Source organism: Aeromonas sp. Lyrl_2 (genome assembly GCF_051948815.1).
Lineage (GTDB): Bacteria > Pseudomonadota > Gammaproteobacteria > Enterobacterales > Aeromonadaceae > Aeromonas > Aeromonas veronii.
This window is the reverse complement of record NZ_JAYJLJ010000031.1, coordinates 1-17,887: the sequence shown is the minus strand read 5'-3', so window position 1 is coordinate 17,887 and position 17,887 is coordinate 1. Positions and strand designations below refer to the sequence as shown.

19 protein-coding genes are annotated in these 17,887 nt (G+C 59.3%); 12 read left to right on the top strand and 7 right to left on the bottom strand.

Features of this window, described 5'->3' with window-relative positions; translation table 11 throughout:
- Positions 1–2: 2 nt before the first annotated feature.
- Positions 3–1,418, top strand: a complete 1,416-nt coding sequence (locus tag VF684_RS19500; RefSeq protein WP_139441839.1) for an FAD-dependent oxidoreductase — start codon at positions 3–5, stop codon at positions 1,416–1,418.
- A 149-nt stretch (positions 1,419–1,567) separates the two neighbouring features.
- Here the strand turns inward: VF684_RS19500 and VF684_RS19495 are convergent, their stop codons facing one another.
- The 4 genes from VF684_RS19495 to VF684_RS19480 all read right to left on the bottom strand — a co-directional run bounded on the left by VF684_RS19495 (position 1,568) and on the right by VF684_RS19480 (position 4,729).
- Positions 1,568–2,329, bottom strand: coding sequence for an amino acid ABC transporter ATP-binding protein (locus VF684_RS19495; RefSeq protein WP_139441838.1), 762 nt, complete (start codon positions 2,327–2,329; stop codon positions 1,568–1,570).
- Positions 2,326–2,982: an amino acid ABC transporter permease gene (locus VF684_RS19490; RefSeq protein WP_193556833.1), complete on the bottom strand. Its 657-nt coding sequence runs from the start codon at positions 2,980–2,982 to the stop codon at positions 2,326–2,328. The genes VF684_RS19495 and VF684_RS19490 overlap by 4 nt, the downstream gene beginning before the upstream one ends.
- Positions 2,983–3,039: 57 nt before the next feature.
- Positions 3,040–3,813, bottom strand: coding sequence for an amino acid ABC transporter substrate-binding protein (locus VF684_RS19485; protein ID WP_139441836.1), 774 nt, complete (start codon positions 3,811–3,813; stop codon positions 3,040–3,042).
- A 337-nt stretch (positions 3,814–4,150) separates the two neighbouring features.
- The gene (locus tag VF684_RS19480; RefSeq protein ID WP_005350976.1) at positions 4,151–4,729 is read right to left on the bottom strand and encodes an O-methyltransferase; all 579 of its coding nucleotides are present in this window, start codon (positions 4,727–4,729) and stop codon (positions 4,151–4,153) included.
- 287 nt (positions 4,730–5,016) lie between these two features.
- On the opposite strand from VF684_RS19480, the gene VF684_RS19475 reads away from it, so the two are divergent.
- Together VF684_RS19475 and VF684_RS19470 are read left to right on the top strand one after the other, a co-directional pair.
- Complete coding sequence (locus VF684_RS19475) at positions 5,017–6,312, top strand: DEAD/DEAH box helicase (RefSeq protein WP_005337380.1); 1,296 nt, start codon at positions 5,017–5,019, stop codon at positions 6,310–6,312.
- A gap of 98 nt (positions 6,313–6,410) precedes the next feature.
- Positions 6,411–7,061, top strand: coding sequence for a DUF2913 family protein (locus VF684_RS19470; RefSeq protein ID WP_139441835.1), 651 nt, complete (start codon positions 6,411–6,413; stop codon positions 7,059–7,061).
- Positions 7,062–7,155: 94 nt separating this feature from the next.
- On the opposite strand, the gene VF684_RS19465 is transcribed toward VF684_RS19470, so the two are convergent.
- The 3 genes from VF684_RS19465 to VF684_RS19455 form a co-directional block, all read right to left on the bottom strand.
- Positions 7,156–7,395 (bottom strand): FeoC-like transcriptional regulator, encoded by a 240-nt coding sequence (locus VF684_RS19465; protein ID WP_005350974.1) that lies wholly within the window; start codon positions 7,393–7,395, stop codon positions 7,156–7,158.
- Positions 7,392–9,662, bottom strand: coding sequence for a Fe(2+) transporter permease subunit FeoB (feoB, locus tag VF684_RS19460; RefSeq protein WP_139441834.1), 2,271 nt, complete (start codon positions 9,660–9,662; stop codon positions 7,392–7,394). The genes VF684_RS19465 and feoB overlap by 4 nt, the downstream gene beginning before the upstream one ends.
- 126 nt (positions 9,663–9,788) lie before the next feature.
- Positions 9,789–10,016, bottom strand: a complete 228-nt coding sequence (locus VF684_RS19455) for a FeoA family protein (protein ID WP_005337384.1) — start codon at positions 10,014–10,016, stop codon at positions 9,789–9,791.
- 119 nt (positions 10,017–10,135) lie between these two features.
- Here VF684_RS19455 and VF684_RS19450 point away from each other — a divergent pair, with 119 nt between their 5' ends.
- From VF684_RS19450 to VF684_RS19410, 9 genes are all read left to right on the top strand, one after another.
- Complete coding sequence (locus VF684_RS19450) at positions 10,136–10,465, top strand: translation initiation factor (RefSeq protein ID WP_040067739.1); 330 nt, start codon at positions 10,136–10,138, stop codon at positions 10,463–10,465.
- Between the two features lie 259 nt (positions 10,466–10,724).
- Positions 10,725–11,282 (top strand): TMEM165/GDT1 family protein, encoded by a 558-nt coding sequence (locus tag VF684_RS19445; protein ID WP_005346773.1) that lies wholly within the window; start codon positions 10,725–10,727, stop codon positions 11,280–11,282.
- A 165-nt stretch (positions 11,283–11,447) separates the two neighbouring features.
- Complete coding sequence (locus VF684_RS19440; RefSeq protein ID WP_139441833.1) at positions 11,448–12,386, top strand: DUF2157 domain-containing protein; 939 nt, start codon at positions 11,448–11,450, stop codon at positions 12,384–12,386.
- Entirely contained in the window at positions 12,379–13,383 is a 1,005-nt protein-coding gene (locus VF684_RS19435; RefSeq protein WP_139441832.1) for a DUF4401 domain-containing protein, read from the top strand. The genes VF684_RS19440 and VF684_RS19435 overlap by 8 nt, the downstream gene beginning before the upstream one ends.
- Complete coding sequence (locus VF684_RS19430) at positions 13,380–13,898, top strand: GDYXXLXY domain-containing protein (RefSeq protein WP_139441831.1); 519 nt, start codon at positions 13,380–13,382, stop codon at positions 13,896–13,898. The genes VF684_RS19435 and VF684_RS19430 overlap by 4 nt, the downstream gene beginning before the upstream one ends.
- Positions 13,899–13,969: 71 nt before the next feature.
- Positions 13,970–14,716, top strand: coding sequence for a substrate-binding periplasmic protein (locus VF684_RS19425; protein ID WP_127006437.1), 747 nt, complete (start codon positions 13,970–13,972; stop codon positions 14,714–14,716).
- Between the two features lie 130 nt (positions 14,717–14,846).
- Positions 14,847–15,593, top strand: coding sequence for a substrate-binding periplasmic protein (locus tag VF684_RS19420; protein WP_139441830.1), 747 nt, complete (start codon positions 14,847–14,849; stop codon positions 15,591–15,593).
- Between the two features lie 139 nt (positions 15,594–15,732).
- Positions 15,733–16,488, top strand: coding sequence for a substrate-binding periplasmic protein (locus VF684_RS19415; RefSeq protein WP_113738666.1), 756 nt, complete (start codon positions 15,733–15,735; stop codon positions 16,486–16,488).
- 1,005 nt (positions 16,489–17,493) lie between these two features.
- Positions 17,494–17,887: AAA family ATPase (locus VF684_RS19410; protein ID WP_440174365.1), on the top strand; the 394-nt coding region annotated here is incomplete at its 3' end.

The window sequence follows — 17,887 nt, the reverse complement described above, 5'->3', positions numbered from 1 at the left end:
CTATGAGCCAGAACGTATTTCAGTTTATCGATGTCCAGCGGGTCGACCCGCCCAAGAAGCCACTCAAGATCCGCAAAATCCAGTTTGTGGAGATCTACGAGTCCTTCAATCAGCCGCAGGTACAGATGCAGGCGGATCGCTGCCTCGAGTGCGGCAACCCCTACTGCGAGTGGAAGTGTCCGGTCCACAACTACATCCCCAACTGGCTGAAACTGGCCAAAGAGGGGCGCATTCTGGAGGCGGTGGAGCTCTCCCACCAGACCAACAGCCTGCCGGAAGTGTGTGGCCGGGTCTGCCCGCAGGATCGCCTCTGTGAGGGCTCCTGCACCCTCAACGATCGCTTCGGCGCGGTGACCATAGGCAACATCGAAAAGTACATCACCGACAAGGCGTTCGAGATGGGCTGGAAGCCCGATCTCTCGAACGTGGTCAAGACCGGCAAGCGGGTCGCCGTCATCGGCGCCGGCCCTGCGGGCCTCGCCTGTGCCGACGTGCTGGCACGCAATGGCGTCACCCCGGTGGTGTTTGACAAATATCCGGAGATCGGCGGCCTGCTCACCTTCGGCATCCCCTCCTTCAAGCTGGAAAAAGAGGTGATGCAGCGTCGCCGCGAGATCTTCCAGGGGATGGGCGTGGAGTTTCGTCTCGAGACCGAAGTGGGCAAGGACATCACCTTCGCCGACCTGCTCGGCGAGTTCGATGCGGTCTTCCTCGGGGTCGGCACCTACAAGTACATGAAGGGCGGCTTTGCCAACGAAGAGGCGCCGGGAGTCTATGACGCCCTGCCCTACCTCATCGCCAACGCCAACCGCTTGCTGGGGTTCGAGAAGGCGCAAGCCGACTACATCGACTTCGCCGGCAAGCAGGTGGTGGTGCTGGGCGGTGGCGATACCGCCATGGACTGCGTGCGTACCGCCATCCGTCAGGGAGCCGCCAAGGTGATCTGCGCCTATCGCCGCGACGAGGAGAACATGCCGGGCTCCAAGCGGGAGGTGAAAAACGCCCGCGAGGAGGGGGTTGAGTTCATGTTCAACCTGCAACCGGTAGCGGTCGAGCTGGATGCCAGCGGTCGCACCGTCGGCATCAAAGTAGTGAGCACCGAGCTGGGTGAACCCGATGCCAATGGTCGCCGCAATCCGGTGGTCATCGAGGGTTCAGAGCAGGTGCTGGCTGCCGATGCGGTAGTGATGGCGTTTGGCTTCCAACCCAACCCCCAGCCCTGGATGGCGGAGTTCGGCATCGAGCTCGACAACCGGGATCGCATCAAGGCCAGCGAGCAGGCGGAGTATGCCTTCCAGACCAGTAATCCCAAGGTGTTCGCCGGTGGCGATGCGGTACGCGGCTCCGATCTGGTGGTGACCGCCATCTACGAAGGGCGCAAGGCAGCCGAAGGGATCATGGACTATCTGGCGGTCTAACCTGCACTTCCTCAGTCAACCCAAAACAGAGCCCCGCCAGTGCGGGGCTCTTCTTTTGAGGCTAGGAATTTAAGGCTCGGAATTTAAGGCTAGGAGTTCTCGCTGGCAGCTTGCCACTTATCACTCCACCCACCTCGTCCGGGGAGCGGCTAGATGCTCCAGCTCTCCGGCAACCGCTCGGTGAGGGTGGAGATGTACTCGAAGGTACGCGCCCGCTTGGGGGTGGTGAACATCTGGCGTGCGCTGCCAGCTTCCACCACCTCACCCGCCTCCAGAAAGATCACCTGCTGCGCTATCTGGGCGGCCAGCCGCAGATCGTGGGTGGCAATCAGCATGGTGGTTCCCTCGCGGGCCAACTGGCGCAGCACGGTCACCACCTCCTGGGCAAGCTCGGGATCCAGCGCCGAGGTGGGTTCATCACAGAGCAGTACCTTGGGCGATGGCGCCAGCGCCCTCGCAATGGCAACCCGCTGCTGCTGGCCACCGGAGAGGGTGGCAGGCACCGCCTCGGCCTTGTGCCTGAGCCCCACCTTGTCGAGCAGTTGCAAGCCGCGCGCCTCCGCTTTCGCTCTTGGCCACTTCAACACGGTCACCAGCCCCTCAATCACGTTTTCCAGCACCGTCATGTGCGGAAACAGCTGGAAATTCTGGAACACCATGCCGGTCTGCTGGCGCAATGCCTGCACGCTCTGGCGAGGCAGATGGTGAGAAAAATCGAGTTCGCTCCCCCCCAGCACCAGGTGCCCCGCATCTGGCCGCTCCAGCACATTGACACAGCGCAACAGGGTGCTCTTGCCACTGCCGGAGGGGCCAATCAGGGCGGTCACACTGCCCGCCACCATGGCCAGATCAATTCCCTTGAGCACCCGCTGCCCGCCAAACTGCTTCTCGATACCACGCAACCGGATCATAGGGCGACCTCCCGGGTCTCTTTGTGGGTCAACTTGCGCTCCAGCCGGTCTTGCAAGGTGGAGAGCACCGAGCTGAACATCAAATAGATGAGGGCTGTCTCGCTGTAGAGAATGAGCGGCTCATAGGTAACAGAGGCGAGCCGCTGGGCAGCCTGAAACAGCTCGGGCACGGTCACTGCCGCCGCCAGCGAGGTGTCCTTGACCAGTGAAATAAAGGTGTTGGAGAGCGGTGGCACCGCAATACGCGCCGCCTGCGGCAGGATCACCCGCCACATCACCTGGGGCCAGTTCATGCCAATCGAATAGGCTGCATCCCACTGCCCTTTCGGGATCGCCGCGAGAGTAGCGCGGATGATCTCAGAGCTGTAGGCGCCGATGTTGAGGGTGAACCCGATCACCGCGGCGGTGAAGGCATCCAGCACAATGCCAGCACTCGGCAAGCCATAGAAAATCAGAAAGAGCTGCACCAGCAGCGGCGTACCACGAATAAGCCAGACATAAAAACGAACCAGTGCCACCAATGGTGTCGGGCCATATAATCTGGCCAGCGCCACTAGCAAGCCGAGCAATATTCCCAAGACAAAGGTGATCAGGGTCAGTGGCACGGTAAAAATAAGCCCCGCTCTAAGCAGGGGCCAAAAAGAGTCGATCATTAACTGCAACCAGGCTGGCACGTTAATTACCTCGCTAGTTATTATTTTCCGGCAATATTATTGCGAGACATCAGTACCAAAATACTTAAGAGATATTTTCTGGTAGCTACCATCCTGTTTGGCAGTGCGCAGTGCCTGATTGATAGCGGCCAGCAATTCCGGCTGTCCCTTGGCGAGCAACACTGCCGATTGATCCCCCTTCGCCTCGGTCGCCGCCACCCTCAATTTGGCATCCGGTTTCTGTTTCTTGAAGTCGAGGAACGAGAGGCTGTCATTGATGGTGGCATCCACTCGCCCGGTCAGCACCAGCTGTAGTGACTGGTTGAAGCCCTCGGTAGCGACCACCTCGGCGCCCGAGGATTTCGCCAGCTGAGCAAAGTTGCTAGTCAGGGACTGGGATGATTTCTTACCCTTCAGATCCGCAAAGCTGTTGATGCTGTGATTATCGCTGTGCACCACGATCACCGCTTTGGAGGTGATGTAGGGATCTGAAAAATCATACTTTTTCAGCCGCTCCGGGGTGATGGCCACTTCGTTGAGCACCAGATCGTAGCGCTTGGCATCCACCCCGGCGATGAGACCATCCCACTTGCCTTCGACAAACTCCGGCTTCACCCCAAGGCCTTTTGCAATCAGCTCGCCAATCTCCACATCAAAGCCGACCAGCTTGCCGCTCTTGTCGTGATAGGTGAACGGAGGATAGGCGCCTTCAGTGCCGATTTTGATCGCACCGGCACTCTGGATAGCGGCGAGGCTGGACTCGGCTTGCGCCGATGTCATCAAAGCCAGTGGAAGGGCTGCCAGCAAAAACAGGGAGTGCAGTTTTTTCATTATTCACCTCGTTATATTTGTAAACATCCAGCACGCTTGCCAACGATAATCCGGATTACCATGCAATTATTATTTTGAATCCTACTGCTACCAGCACCATTTAATCGGCTCACGCCACATATACGATGACAGTCAATAAACGATTGCACTTGGCGGCACCAGCAAAAAATAACGCGAAGGTTCCCGTTACCAAACCATGAAATATGAAGATGTTAAGTGAAATAATGAATAACGAAAAAGCAGTCCCGCATTCGCTACTGATTGCGGGACACACTGTTTATTCATGATGAATAAACATACACTGCCAGCCCGATACCAAATCCAGGCCATCACCTTGTTACAAACGCACCACCAGCCACTCCCCCTTGCCGACCGGCACCAGCGAGGTGGCAAAAGCCGGATCCTGCCCGACCTCGTTCATCCACTCCACCATCTCGCTGCGATGGGAGATGGCGTTATCAACCACCAGCAGGCCACGGGGTGCCAGCAGGCGGCGGATCTGCGGCCACCATGCCCGGTAGTGCTGACGATCCGAATCGAGGAAGATGAGCTGATAGCCGGCTTGCGGCAAGGTCGGTAACAGCTCACTCGCATCCCCTGCCAGCAAGGTTACCCAAGGGGCCAGCCCTGCCCTCTGAAAGTTGTCATGGGCCAGCACGCGCTTATCCTCATCCAGCTCAATGGTGGTCACGTGCCCCTCCAACCGACGCACCGCTTCTGCCAGCCAGAGTGTGGAGTAACCATTGGAGGTGCCAATCTCCAGCACCGCCTGCGCCCCACGGGTCTGCACCAGCACTGACAGCAACTCCCCCGTGTCGCGGGTGATATTGAGCAGCTTGCGGTGTCGAGCCTGCTGCATGCTGTCATTGCGCTCGCCAAGCTGCTCCAGCTGGCGTTTTAACTGTTCCAGTTCCATCAATATCCCTTTCGTCCTTGCCCAAAACCGTTAGCCCACACCTCCAAGCTTGGCATTTGGGAGTCAAATGATTGCTTTCAACCGCCATTCACACCACAAAGGATGAGAAAAGGACAACCATTTGAGGCAGAATTTGTGACGTCTATCTGTTACACTTCGCGCCCGCCATTTTCCGGCTCACTCTCTGACTTGATGTCAGGCGCAGCCGTCGGTGGTTACAACCTCCGTCTCGCTCATGCCGAGCTAACCAAGCCAAACACAGCCCAGCTGGAACACAGGAACCCATTATGAGATTTGAATCGTTCGATTTTGCCCCCGAGATTTTGCGTGCTGTCTCAGATTGCGGTTATCAGGAGATGACCCCTGTGCAGCAACAGGCGATCCCGGCCATTCGCCGTGGCCGCGATGTGCTGGCCAGCGCCCAGACCGGTACCGGCAAGACCGCCGCCTTCGCCCTGCCCATCTTGCAGCGTCTGGTAGACAATCCGGCTCCGGTCCAGCCTTCCAACGCCCGTGTGCTGATCCTGACCCCGACCCGCGAGCTGGCGGCTCAGGTGGCGAGCAACATCAATGACTTCGCCAAGTATCTCGATATCACCACCATCACCATCGTCGGCGGTGGCAAGCAGGACGTGCAGGCCAAGAAGCTCAAAGCGGGCGCTCACATCATTGTGGCCACCCCGGGCCGTCTGCTGGAGCACCTGACCGCATGCAACCTCAGCCTCTCCGGCGTCGAGTGTCTGGTGATGGATGAAGCGGATCGCATCCTCGACATGGGCTTCAGTGCCGATGTGCAAAAGATCCTGCAAGCGGTCAACAAAACCCGTCAAAACCTGCTCTTCTCCGCCACCTTCTCCGACGCGGTGAAGAAGCTGGCCAACCTGATGCTGGACAGACCGCAGATCGTCAGCGTCAACAAGCAGAACTCCACCGCCGACACCGTCAGCCACACCGTCTATCCGGTCGAGCAGAAGCGCAAGCGCGAGCTGCTCTCAGAGCTGATTGGCAAGCAGAACTGGCAGCAGGTGCTGGTGTTCGCCAGTACCCGCGAGAGCTGTGATGTGCTGGTCGAGGAGCTGAACCTCGACGGCATCAAGTCCGCCGTGGTCCATGGCGAGAAGGCCCAGGGCAACCGTCGCCGCGCCCTGCGCGAATTCATGGAAGGCAAGGTACGGGTACTGGTCGCCACCGAAGTGGCCGCCCGTGGTCTGGACATTCCGGATCTGGAATACGTGGTCAACTATGATCTGCCGTTCCTGGCGGAAGATTACGTGCACCGCATCGGTCGTACCGGTCGTGCCGGCAAGCGCGGCATGGCCATCTCCTTCGTCAGCCGTGAAGAGGAGCGTACCCTGCTGGAGATCGAGGCCCTGATCGGCCAGAAGATCCGCCGCATCATGGTGCCGGGCTATGAGGTGAGCAGCCGTGACGAGCTGATCAAGCAGTTGCAGGAGCGTCGCCGCTTCGGCAAGCGCCCGCAGCGTGAAGATAACGCCGTAGCCCAGGTGATGGCCGAAGCCAAGCTGCAGGGTCAGCGCCTCAAGCGTCTGGCCGCCGCCAAGAAGCCCCGTCAGCCGAAATAAGGCGGGCAGTTGCTCTATTAAACCGCAAAGGCGCCACTGGCGCCTTTGCCATCTCTGTCATCGGTGTTGGCCCCTGGTGGTCAACTGAAGGATTGCTTATGACCTCTCCGACCTACAATCAGGCCCTGCTCGAGATGGCCACCCAGAGTCTGGCCGAACTGGCCCGCACCGCCGAGCAAAAGGCGGGCAAGCGCACTCCGGCCCAAGAGAGCCACTTTCTCTGCACCTGGATGGCCGACTCCCTCAAGGAGAAGCGCTTCTCCCGTCTGGTGATGGAAGATTTGAAAGCTTGGGTGCAGCTTGGCCGCACCCTCGGCGCGGGTGCCGATCTCAAGGGGCTACTGGAGCGCATCGCCTTCCAATACCAGTGCGCCATGACCAATCCGCAGCAATTGGGAGCCAAGCTGGCTGCCCTGCTGGAGGAGCTATCAGCGGCAGGCTGGCTGGTGCTGACCGAGAGCGAGGTGAACGCCAAGCTGCGCCTGCAATCTGGCGGTCAGGCGAGCCTAGTGGTAAGCCATAGCGAGTATCAGGGTCACATCGAAGCAGGTGAGCTTGTCAAACCCCTCGCCCTCTATGTGCGCGGTGACGAGAAGGTGCTGGCTGAGGCGGCCTTCAAGCACGGCCTGCTGCTGAGCCAGGGCAACAAGAAGACCACCCTGGTCAAACATCACAAGGCCTACCGGCTGATGCCAGACAACGCCCAACCGGCGCTGGCACTGCTGAGCGAGGCTCGCCAGAGCGCCTGATCCCGCCTGTTTTCAGCAATAAAAACGGCAGACCCTTGCGCAGGATCTGCCGTTTTTTATTGTTCGATGTTTGATGATGAGGTTGGGTAGTCGTTTAGCGGATCTTGATGCCAATCTGGCCCGCATCACACCACTCGAACATCACCTCTTCGCTCTTGCCGCAGCAACTGCCACCACAGACCCGGCTTTCACGCTTGATGACCCGCCCCTTGCGCATCCAGACGCCGAGCATGGCCTCCACCGCATCTTCCGAGGTGTGGAAGTGGCGAGCCAGATCACGCCGACTCACCTTCTGCTGCGCGGCGAGGTAATCCCCCAGCTCGCGCAGGATCATAAGGTCACCACCTTGCGGGCGACGATGTCACCGTGACGGCGACCGGCCCACCAGAGCAGTACCAGAGAGAGGCCATAGCTGACGATCCAGAACAGGCTCTGCTCCGGATGAGCGGCAAAGGTCGCGACCTGATAGAAGAGGGTGGCGCACATAAAGGCCATATAGTTGCACCATACCGCCGTCATTAGCGCCCACTGGCGACCGGTTTCCCGCACCAGCGCGCCCATGGCTGCGGCGCAAGGCATGTAGAGCAACACGAACAGCAAGTAGGAGAAGGCACCGGCCGCCCCGTCGAAGTGGGTCTGCATGTTGCCGTAGGTGGAGACATCGACCTCCTGCGCCTCGGCGGCAGCTTTCTGGTCGTCAAGGTTGCCAACATCAAGCCCCATGGGGTCGCTCGGGTTGATCTCCGCCAGATTGGCCGCCACGGCATCGATCGCCTCGTGGAAGCTGGCCACCAGCGAGAACTCGCTCTCCTCCTCTGCATCGCCACCACCGGCGTAGAGGCTGTTGAGGGTACCGACCACCGCCTCTTTGGCGAAGATACCGGTGACGATACCGACCGTGGCTTGCCAGTTGTCATCGCGCACACCGATGGGGTGCAGCACCGGGGTCACCGCCTGGCTAATCTTGCTCAGCACCGAGCTCTCCTGCTCCTGATGACCGAAGCTGCCATCGGTGCCGAGCGAATTGAGCACGCTCAGCACGGCGACCACCAGCACGATGGTTTTACCGGCGCCAAAGACGAAGGATTTGAGCTTCTGCCAGGTCTTGATGGCAACGTTGACCGGACGCGGCCACTCGTAATCCGGCATCTCCATCAGCATGGAGTCGCTCTTGCCCGGCAGCAGGGTGCTGCGCAGCAACAGGCCGGTGAGCACCGCCACCAGAATGCCGATGAGGTAGAGACCGAACACCAGGTTCTGGCCTGACTCGGGGAAGAAAGCCACCGCAAACAGCGCGTAAACCGGCAGACGGGCACCGCACGACATGAAAGGCGCCATGGCGGAGGTCATCAACCGCTCCCGCTCGGAGTTGAGGGTACGGGTCGCCATCACCGAGGGGACGGTACAGCCAAAGCCCATCAGCATCGGCACGAACGCCTTGCCCGGCAGGCCGAGGCGGCGCATCAGGGCATCCACCACGAAGGCGGCACGGGCCAGATAGCCTGAACTCTCCAGCACCGCGAGGAACAGATAGAGGCAGCCAATCACCGGAATAAAGGTGGCGACGGTCTGCAAGCCAACGCCAAAGCCATCAGCCAGAATGGCGCCTAGCCACTCGGGGGCATTGACCAGCCCCAGCAGGTGGTGCACCCCATCGACAAACAGGGCGCCGCCCATGATGTCGAAGAAGTCGATAAAGGCGCTGCCGACGTTGATGGCAAACAGGAACATCAGGTACATGACAAACAGGAAGAAGGGGATGCCAATCCAGCGATTGAGCAGCACCCGATCCAGCCACTCGCTCTGGGCCTCGGTGAGCTTGCCCTTCTGCTGACGAGCCTGTTGTACCCACTGGTGGATATGGCCGTAGCGAATATCCGCCAGTTGCAGGTCGATATCCTGTCCCTGATGGGCGCGAGCCACTACATTGGCGGCGGCCGCCTGCTGACCAGGCAGCAGGGTCTCCTGCATCACCGCATCCTCTTCCAGCAGGCGCAGGGCGCGGCCACGGGTAGTGAGGTGATGCGGGGCGAGCAGGGTCTCCAGCTCCGCCAGATCGGTTTCAAGCACGTGGCCGTAATCGAGCTGCAAGGCGGCTTGCGGCTGACCGATAAACTGGCGGATCTGCTGCTTGAAGGCGGCAACCTGCTTGCTGTTGTGGGCAGAGAGGGCCACCACCGGGCAACCGAGGGATTTGCCGAGCTTGCTCTCGTCGATGACGATGCGGCGCTTTTGCAGGATATCCAGCTTGTTGAGCACCACCACCATGGGCAGGCCCAGCTCGCGCAGTTGCAGCGTGAGGTAGAGGGAGCGCTCCAGATTGGCGGCGTCGATGACGTTGAGCAGCAGGTCGGGTTGTTGGCCCTGGGCAAAGCGGCTGGCGATCTGCTCGTCCAGACTGCCATCCTGACTGGCCAGGCTATAGATGCCGGGCAGATCCATCAGCTTGAAGTGATGCTCACCCGCGCTGAACTCACCCATCTTCTTGTCGACGGTGACGCCACTCCAGTTGCCTACCTGCTGGCGGGCGCCGGTCAGGGCGTTGAACAGGGAGGTCTTGCCGCTATTGGGGTTACCTACCGTTACCAGGGAATAATTCATACCAGCTCTACCTCTATTTTCTTCTGAACCCGCCGCGTGTGTGGCAAACCGCTTTGCAGGTTCGACTTCTTGTCTCTGAACCGCTCCCGGTGACTTTCTTGACCGGAGCGGCAGCCGAGCAGCGGGTTATACCGGCTCGACTTCTATTTGCTGGGCCAGACTCTTTTGCATGGAGAGACAGATCCCCTGGCACTGGATCTGGAGCGGATCCCCCAGGGGGGCGGAGCGCAGATAGATGACTTCAGTCTGGGGCAACAGGCCCATCACCATCAGTTTGCGGCGCAGCGGCCGGGCGAGCTGATTCATATTCTTGATGCGAGCACTCTGTCCCGGTGACAACTGCGTGAGTACCATGACTGACTCCTGAAGTTAAACAATAATAATTCGCTTTTACTTGGGGCATTATAAGCTGTGTCTTCAACTTTTATTTGAGTAAAATCAAACTCCGCTTAGCTAACCCATAAAGTATTGCCATGAGTCACGACAACAACAGCCGCCTCGTTTACAGCACAGATGGCGGCATGCTCAAGGAGCAGAGCGCTCCCCAATCCGCCTCCCCCTTCCCCACCGACGGCACAGTGCGCATTCGCCGCGAGACCAAGGGGCGCAAGGGTGCCGGGGTGATCACCATTCATGGCGTACCCGCCGATCAGCAAAAATCCCTGGCCACCCTGCTCAAGAAAAAGTGCGGCACCGGAGGCGGTATCAAGGAGGGAGTGATCGAGATCCAGGGGGATAAACGGGACCTGATCAAAACCGAGCTGGAGAAAGCCGGTTTCAGCGTCAAGCTGGTGGGTGGCTGATCCCCTTGTCACTCATGCGGTTTTTCCCTAGAATGCCCGCTCCCATCGAGGGGGAGTAGTCTCGCACGCCGGTGCCATCCATTGCATGAATACCGGTTTGCGACCCTGATCAACATACTTGGTGCCAAATCACCATGGTCAGGGTGATCCATGCCAGCCATGGATTTGACAAGACCTTTGACGGGCCAGTGCCAATACCGGGGACGGATGGCGCAGGCTTGTCTTTGGTTTATAACAATTCCGTCCCCCGGTCATTTTTATGGAAGCCTTGTTAACCTCAACCCTCAGCGTCGCTATTGCCGAAATCGGCGATAAAACCCAGCTGTTGGCTTTGCTGCTCATCTGCCGTTTTCGCAAGCCCTGGCCCATCATCGCCGGCATGCTGGCGGCTACCTTGCTCAACCATGCGGGCGCGGCCTGGATTGGTGAGTTCATCAGCCGCTGGCTCGATCCCAAGATAATGACCTGGCTGGTCGCCATCGCCTTTATCGCCATGGCTATCTGGATTTTGGTGCCGGACAAGATGGATGACGAGGAGAGCCCGCTCGATAAATACGGCCCCTTTATGGCCACCTTCGTGCTCTTCTTTATTGCCGAAATTGGCGACAAGACCCAGATTGCCACCGTGCTGCTGGCCGCCAAATATGACTCGCTGGTGCAGGTCATTACCGGGACCACCCTCGGCATGATGCTGGCCAACGTGCCTGTGGTGCTGATCGGCAAGCTGGGGGCAGACAAGCTGCCGCTCAAGGGGATCCGCATCGCCTGCGCCATCCTCTTCGTCGGCCTCGGGGTGAGCACCCTGATCTTTGCCTGATGGCCCATATCCGATGACCAAGCCCTCCCCTGTGGAGGGCTTTTTTGTTTGCTGCTGTGTCTAGTGCGTAATCCGCTGTCGCAACCACCAGCCGTAGAGCCAAGGGGCAGTGCACGGTTGCGGATGCCTCATGCCATAATGGGGCAAACCTCGCGGAGTCCCCCCATGCACAACATATCAAGAGAGACGCTTCTCGAATGGGTCAAACAGGGACGGCTGGCGCCAGAGAAGCTGGTGGACGCCCTGACCCTCGCCGATCTTCCCCCCCATCCGGCGCGCTGGCAGTGGCTGTTTGACCGGCTGCTGCTCTGGCTCGGCGCCCTCTGTATCGGGGCTGGCCTCATCTTCTTCGTCGCCTTCAACTGGCAAGAGCTGGGCCGGGTCTCCCGCCTCGCCCTGCTGGAGGCGCCGCTGCTCGCCATGCTGCTCCTGCTGTGGCGCAAACCGCTGGAGGATACCCCCCGTCAGGCGCTGCTGCTCGCCATCGCCCTCAATATCGGCGCCCTGCTGGCGCTGGTGGGTCAGACCTACCAGACCGGCGCCGATCCCTGGCAGCTGTTCGCCACCTGGGCGCTGATGCTGGTGCCGCTGGCGACATTTGGCCAAAGTCCCCTGCTCTGGACCTTAAGCTGGCTGCTCGGCCAGCTGGCGCTGGTGCTCTACTGGCGGCTCGGTTTGTTCACCTTCTTCTTTACCTTCGATGAAGAAGGATTGGGCTGGTGCCTTACCCTGCTCAACGCCGCCCTCTGGGCTCTGCTTCTGCTGGCACCGGCCCGCTGGCGCCTGATGCCAAGCTGGCTGACGGGCCTTGCTGCCGGTCTGGGAGCTACCCTGCTCACCCTGCTGGCGCTGTTTGATGCAGCCTCCCCACTGGTGTGGCCGCTCTGGTTTGGCTGGCTGGCCGCCGCCTATGCCCTTTGGCATCACAGATTTATCGCCGGACTCGCCATGGGGTGCCTCAGCCTGATTGCCGTCATCCTCGCGGCGCTGGGCAAGTGGATGGAGCCCGACATCAACGGCTTCTTGCTGCTGAGCCTGATTGCCATCGGCCTTTCTGTCACCGCCGCCCGCTGGCTGCAACAACAACGGAGGTCTCATGAGTGATCTGACCCTTTGGCAAGCGCTGCAACAGGCCAATCTGGTGGAGGGGGAGATGCCCCGCAACAACCAGCCCCACTGGTCGAGCCGCTTTCTGCTCGGGCTGGTGGGCTGGATTGCCGCCCTGTTCCTGCTCTTTTTCCTGTTTCTCACCTTCGAGCAGCTGACCCGCGAGGCCAACAGCGCCCTGCTGCTCGGGGCCGTTCTGCTGGCGGGGGCCTACGCCCTCAATCGCAGCCAAAGCGGCGATCTCTGGGATCAGTTCGTGCTGGCCCTCACCCTGGCGGCCGATGCCTGGCTGCTCTATGGCCTGCTCGATCAGCTGGACCTTCATCACGCCCTGCTCTGGTTTGGGTTGTGCCTGCTGTCCCTTGCCATCGCAGTGCTGTTCGATCACTGGCTGGTAAGGCTGTTTCACAGCGTGGCGGCGGCCCTGCTGCTCACTCTTGGCCTCGCCTGCCTCGGGCTACAACTGCTGGCGCTGCCGCTGGTGATGGCGGCCATCACCTTCTGCTGGCTGCGGGCAGATAGAGATCCAGAGCGCCACCAGCTCTATCACTCCATCACGCTGGGGCTGGCCCTCTCCCTGCTGGTGCTGGGCCGTCTGCACCATCCGCTCTGGGATGGCGGCAGCAGCGTGCTGGACGAACTGGGGCTGTCCCGCCTGCCGCTCTGGCTCAATCCCCTGCTCTGCGCCGCCCTGCTGCTGGCGGTGATGATGAAACTCAAGCTCCCACTGCTGTTTGGCCTGCCGCTGGTGCTGATCAGCGCCATCATCCCCGGCATGGGGGCGGGCGCACTGGTGCTGATCCTCGGGGTTTATGCCGGCAGTCTGGGGCTGATGACCCTCTCGGCCCTGCTGCTGCTCGGCTACGGCTCGCTCTATTACTACGATCTGGGGCTCACCCTGATGACCAAATCCTGGCTGCTGCTGGGCTCCGGCATCCTGCTGCTGGGGGCCCGCCAGCTGCTCACCACCTTCGCGGCAAGGAGCGATTCATGAAACCTGTGACCCGACAGCTCGCCCTGTTGCTGAGCGGCCTCGCCATCCTGGCAGGCATCAATGCCACCGTCTGGCGCTATGAGCGTGCCATGAGCAGCGGCGAAGTGGTGCTGCTGCGGCTCGCTCCGGTCGATCCCCGCTCCCTGATGCAGGGGGATTATATGCGGCTGAACTACGAGATTGCCCGCGAGCTGACCAGCCGCGACGCCCGTGCGACTCAAGACAAGGGCAGCGACACCCTGGTGATCCGCCTCGATGCCCATCAGGTGGCCACTCTGGTGGCCGATGGCAAACCGGATCGGCTCGCCAGCGATGAGCGGCTATTGCAAGTGCACCAGAGCGAGCGGCAGTGGCAGATCGGCCCCGATGCCTACTTCTTTGAAGAGGGCTCGGGGGAGCAGTACGAAGCGGCCCGCTACGGCGAGTTCCGGCTGCAAGCGGATGGCAAGACCCTGCTGGTGGGGCTTCGGGATGAGGCCTACCAACCCATCGGGCAGATCCGCGCCCGCTGGTAACGGCAGTGAGTGGCTATTTACTCTGTTCATGGTCACACTCAAGGGAAGGTTGATCGCTAAGGATGTTCCCAATGAGGATATGGCTGATCTGTCATCTGTTGCTGCTCTGCTGGGCCTCGACGGCCCGGGCTGATCTGGGCAAGCTCGAGTACCTCACCGAAGAGTACCCCCCCTACAACTACAGCGATCCGCAAGGCCAGCCCACCGGCCTTGCGGTCGATCTGCTGCAGATGATCTGGCAACACAGCGGCGTGACACCCCAGCCGGTGCGCATCCTGCCCTGGGCGCGAGGTTATTACTTGCTAACCCAGAAGCCCAACGTGGTGCTCTTCTCCACCGCCCGCACCCAGGCGCGGGAGGATCTCTTCAAGTGGGTCTGCCCCATCGGCTACTCGGAGTACATACTGCTGGGCCGCAAAGCGCAGAACATCACCCTGACCGCCTTCGATCAGATGAGCCAGTACAAGATCAGCGCCGTGCGCTCGGACGCCGCCGAGCAGCTGCTGCTCAACAACGGCATGGATGACAACAACATCATCCCGGCCAACCGCCTGTCGCAGGGGTTGAAGATGTTGCTCTCCGGCCGCGCCGACCTGCTAGCCACCAGCAAGCTGGCTGGATATGACGCCATCCGCGAACTGAAGCTCAATAGCGACGACTTCAACGTGGCCATGGTGCTGAGCGCAGAGCAGCTCTGCTACGCCTTCAGCCGTCAGGTGCCCGACAGCGAGATCACCCTCTTTCAGCAGGGCCTGACCCGCGCCCTCGCCTCGGAAGAGTTTCGCAAATTGCAGGCCAAATACCTGCCGGTGCGCTGAGCACTCACTCACCCGACGGGCAGCGGTTCGCTGCCCATTTTATTGATGAAAGATGCAATAGAGGTGGCTAGCTATTCCCGCCGCAAGCAGTCAAACTGGGCTACATAGTTGATTGCGAAGGATCTTTCCCGTGCGGACATGGCACTTACCTCATCTGCTACTGCTCTTGTGGGCCACCTTCGCGCAGGCCGATCCGGGCAAACTCGAGTATCTGAGCGAAATCTCTCCCCCGTTTAATTTCAGCGACCAACAAGGGATGCCAACCGGATTGTCGGTGGAGCTGATGCAGCTTATCTGGAAAGCGCGCGGCGTATCGCCCCAGCCAATCCGCATTATGCCCTGGGCCCGGGGCTACAACCTGCTGCAACAAAAAACCAATGTGGTGCTGTTTGCCACCGCACGAACCCCGCAGCGGGAAGCACTCTTCAAGTGGGCCTGCCCCATCGATCACTCGGAATTTGTGCTGCTGGGGCGCAAGGCGGACAACATCACCCTCGACTCGGAAGCCGAGATCAGCCGCTACAAGGTCGGCGTGGTGCGCTCTACCGTCTCCAAACAGCTGCTGCTCGAACGCGGTATCGATGAACGCCAGCTGATGCTGGCCAACCGCCTCACCCAGGCGGCCAAAATGCTCACCTCAGGTCGCGCCGATCTGTTTGCGACCAACAAGCTGGCGGGCTATCAAACCCTGCAGCAACTGGGCTTCAAGCCGGATGACTTTCATGTCGCCTTCGTGCTGGATGCCAGACCGCTCTGCTACGCCTTCAGCCGTCAGGTACCCGACAGCGAGGTCGCCCTCTTTCAGCAGGCGCTGACCCAGGTCGTCGCCTCGGCGGATTTCTCGGCCCTGCAAGCCAAATACCTGCCGCTGCGCTAACGCCCTGATCGCCACCGACATTGGGCGCAAGATGGCGGCATGCGCCCGCGCTTTTTTGCCAAACATGCTCCCTCGCCTTGGCGAAATCGGCCAGCTTGGCCACACTTGAGCAGATATTCCCTTGATCAGGATGGCAAAAATGAAACCATGGATTGGATTGGCCGGGGCGCTGCTGGCCACCCTCGCACAGGCGAGTCCTGAGCTCGGCAAACTGCACTACATCACCGAAGAGTACAAACCCTACAACTACGCCGATGCCAGCGGTGCCCCCACCGGCCTCGCGGTCGAGCTGCTGCAACTGGTATGGAAAAAGACCAATACACCGGCGCAGCCCGTCACCATCATGCCGTGGGCGCGCGGTTACTACCTGCTGACCCAAAAACCCAATGCGGTGCTCTTCTCCACCGCCCGCACCCAGGCGCGAGACCCCCTGTTCAAGTGGGCCTGCCCCATCGGGTATGCCGAGATCGTGCTGGTGGGGCTGGCCGATCGCAATATCACCATCACCAAGCTCGACGATGCCAAGGCGTTCAATATCGGGGCGGTGCGAGCCGATGTGGGGGAGCAACTGCTGCTCAACAACGGCTTTGACGAGACCAAATTGATGGCCGCCAACCGGCTGGCACAGGCGCTCAAGATGCTCACCTCAGGCCGGGTCGATCTGGTCTCCACCAACAAGACCACCATGGAGCAGCTGATCGTCGAACAAAAACTCGATCCCGCCCGCTTCAAGGAGCAATGGGTACTGAGCTCGGAGCAGTTCTGCTTCGCCTTCAGCCATCCGGTGAGCGACGAGCTGGTCAAGGAGTTCCAGACCGGCTTGACCCAGGTGCTGGCGAGCAGCGAATACCCGCTGCTGCACAGCAAATACTTCCCAACCCCCGCCGCCAAATAGCGGCGTCGAGCGCCAACAACAAGGGGCCCACAGCGGGCCCCTTCGCTTTTTACCGTTTGCGCTCTCCTTCTTTACCGTTTGCGCTTCACTCTTTTTTTACCGTTTGCACTCCCCTCGCGGCGTCACCCCACCGCCCTGCCAGCTCCAAGCCCCGACAACCAACAACTAATCGCTAATTAATAAAAGTTTGTGCCAGCGCAAAAAACCACTCTTTTCTGATAGTTAGCTCATCAAAACCATAGATAAGACCACTCTGGCTCCGTAATATGGCGACGGGCGTCTGTTGACCCCTTTTCCGAGATCAATGGTCAACGGCGCAATCTGGTAGCGACAGTCAGGGGCGGTAGCGACTTTAGCGTAGGGTCGATTAGCGAAGCGTAATCGTCCGCGGTCGCCATCCCCTCTCCCCTTGCGGGAGAGGGCTAGGGTGAGGGGTCGGTAACGTCATTACATGGCGGAATATCGCCCCCTAATTGGCATGGCTTCGCCATGCAGGACACGAGGACTCCGTCCTCGACGGGGTTTCGCCGCCGCTGCGCGGCTTGGCGAGTGACTTTGGAAAGACCCGCTCTCTTTGGCAAATAACACCAAAAGTCTTATCCCCCACTTGTTCGCCCCCCTGCGTCGGGATCACCTCGGCGAACAGCAGGGGGCAACACCCAACCCGAAACTCCGAGGGCAGTTAACCGAACCCAATGTATTCGGGACAATGCTCGGGAGGGTTGTTATCTCTGATCCTGCCCTTCGCCCATCCCATAGCAAGACCAGATTGTCGCCCCCATACAAGTGTCATCGCATGGCAGCATAGTGATAAAAAACATTGTGAATGCAACAGTAATTGGCTCACATCGATAACGAGGAATAGCTTTATATTGAAGGCCAGATAGTGAGTATTTAATAGCTGTAAAATTCATGCATCAAACGTCCAATCAAACTTTATAGATCGTCCCATCACTCTGCTAAAAGAGCGATTTTATTAATTTTAATAAAACAGGTGTTTTAAAATTGAAAATTTCTTATATAGATATTAAAAACTTTAGGAAATTAAAGTCCTGCCGCGTAGAGCTTGCTGGAGAAAGCACTATTTTTGTTGGTGCTAACAATAGTGGAAAAACTTCCGCTATGGATGCGCTGATCATGTTTTTGAATAAATCAAAGCGAAAAGATATATCTACTACCGATATTACTTTAGATAATTGGAATGCAATCAACAAAATCGCTGATGGCTGGACTCATGGAAATGGAAAAGAGGCCCCCGATCTTTCTTTAAATATTTGGAGGCAATGTCTTCCTTCTATTGATGTTTGGCTTAGTGTGGACGAATCACAAATACACTATGTAAGTCATATCCTTCCCACTCTAGACTGGGATGGAGGGCTATTAGGCGTAAGGTTAATAT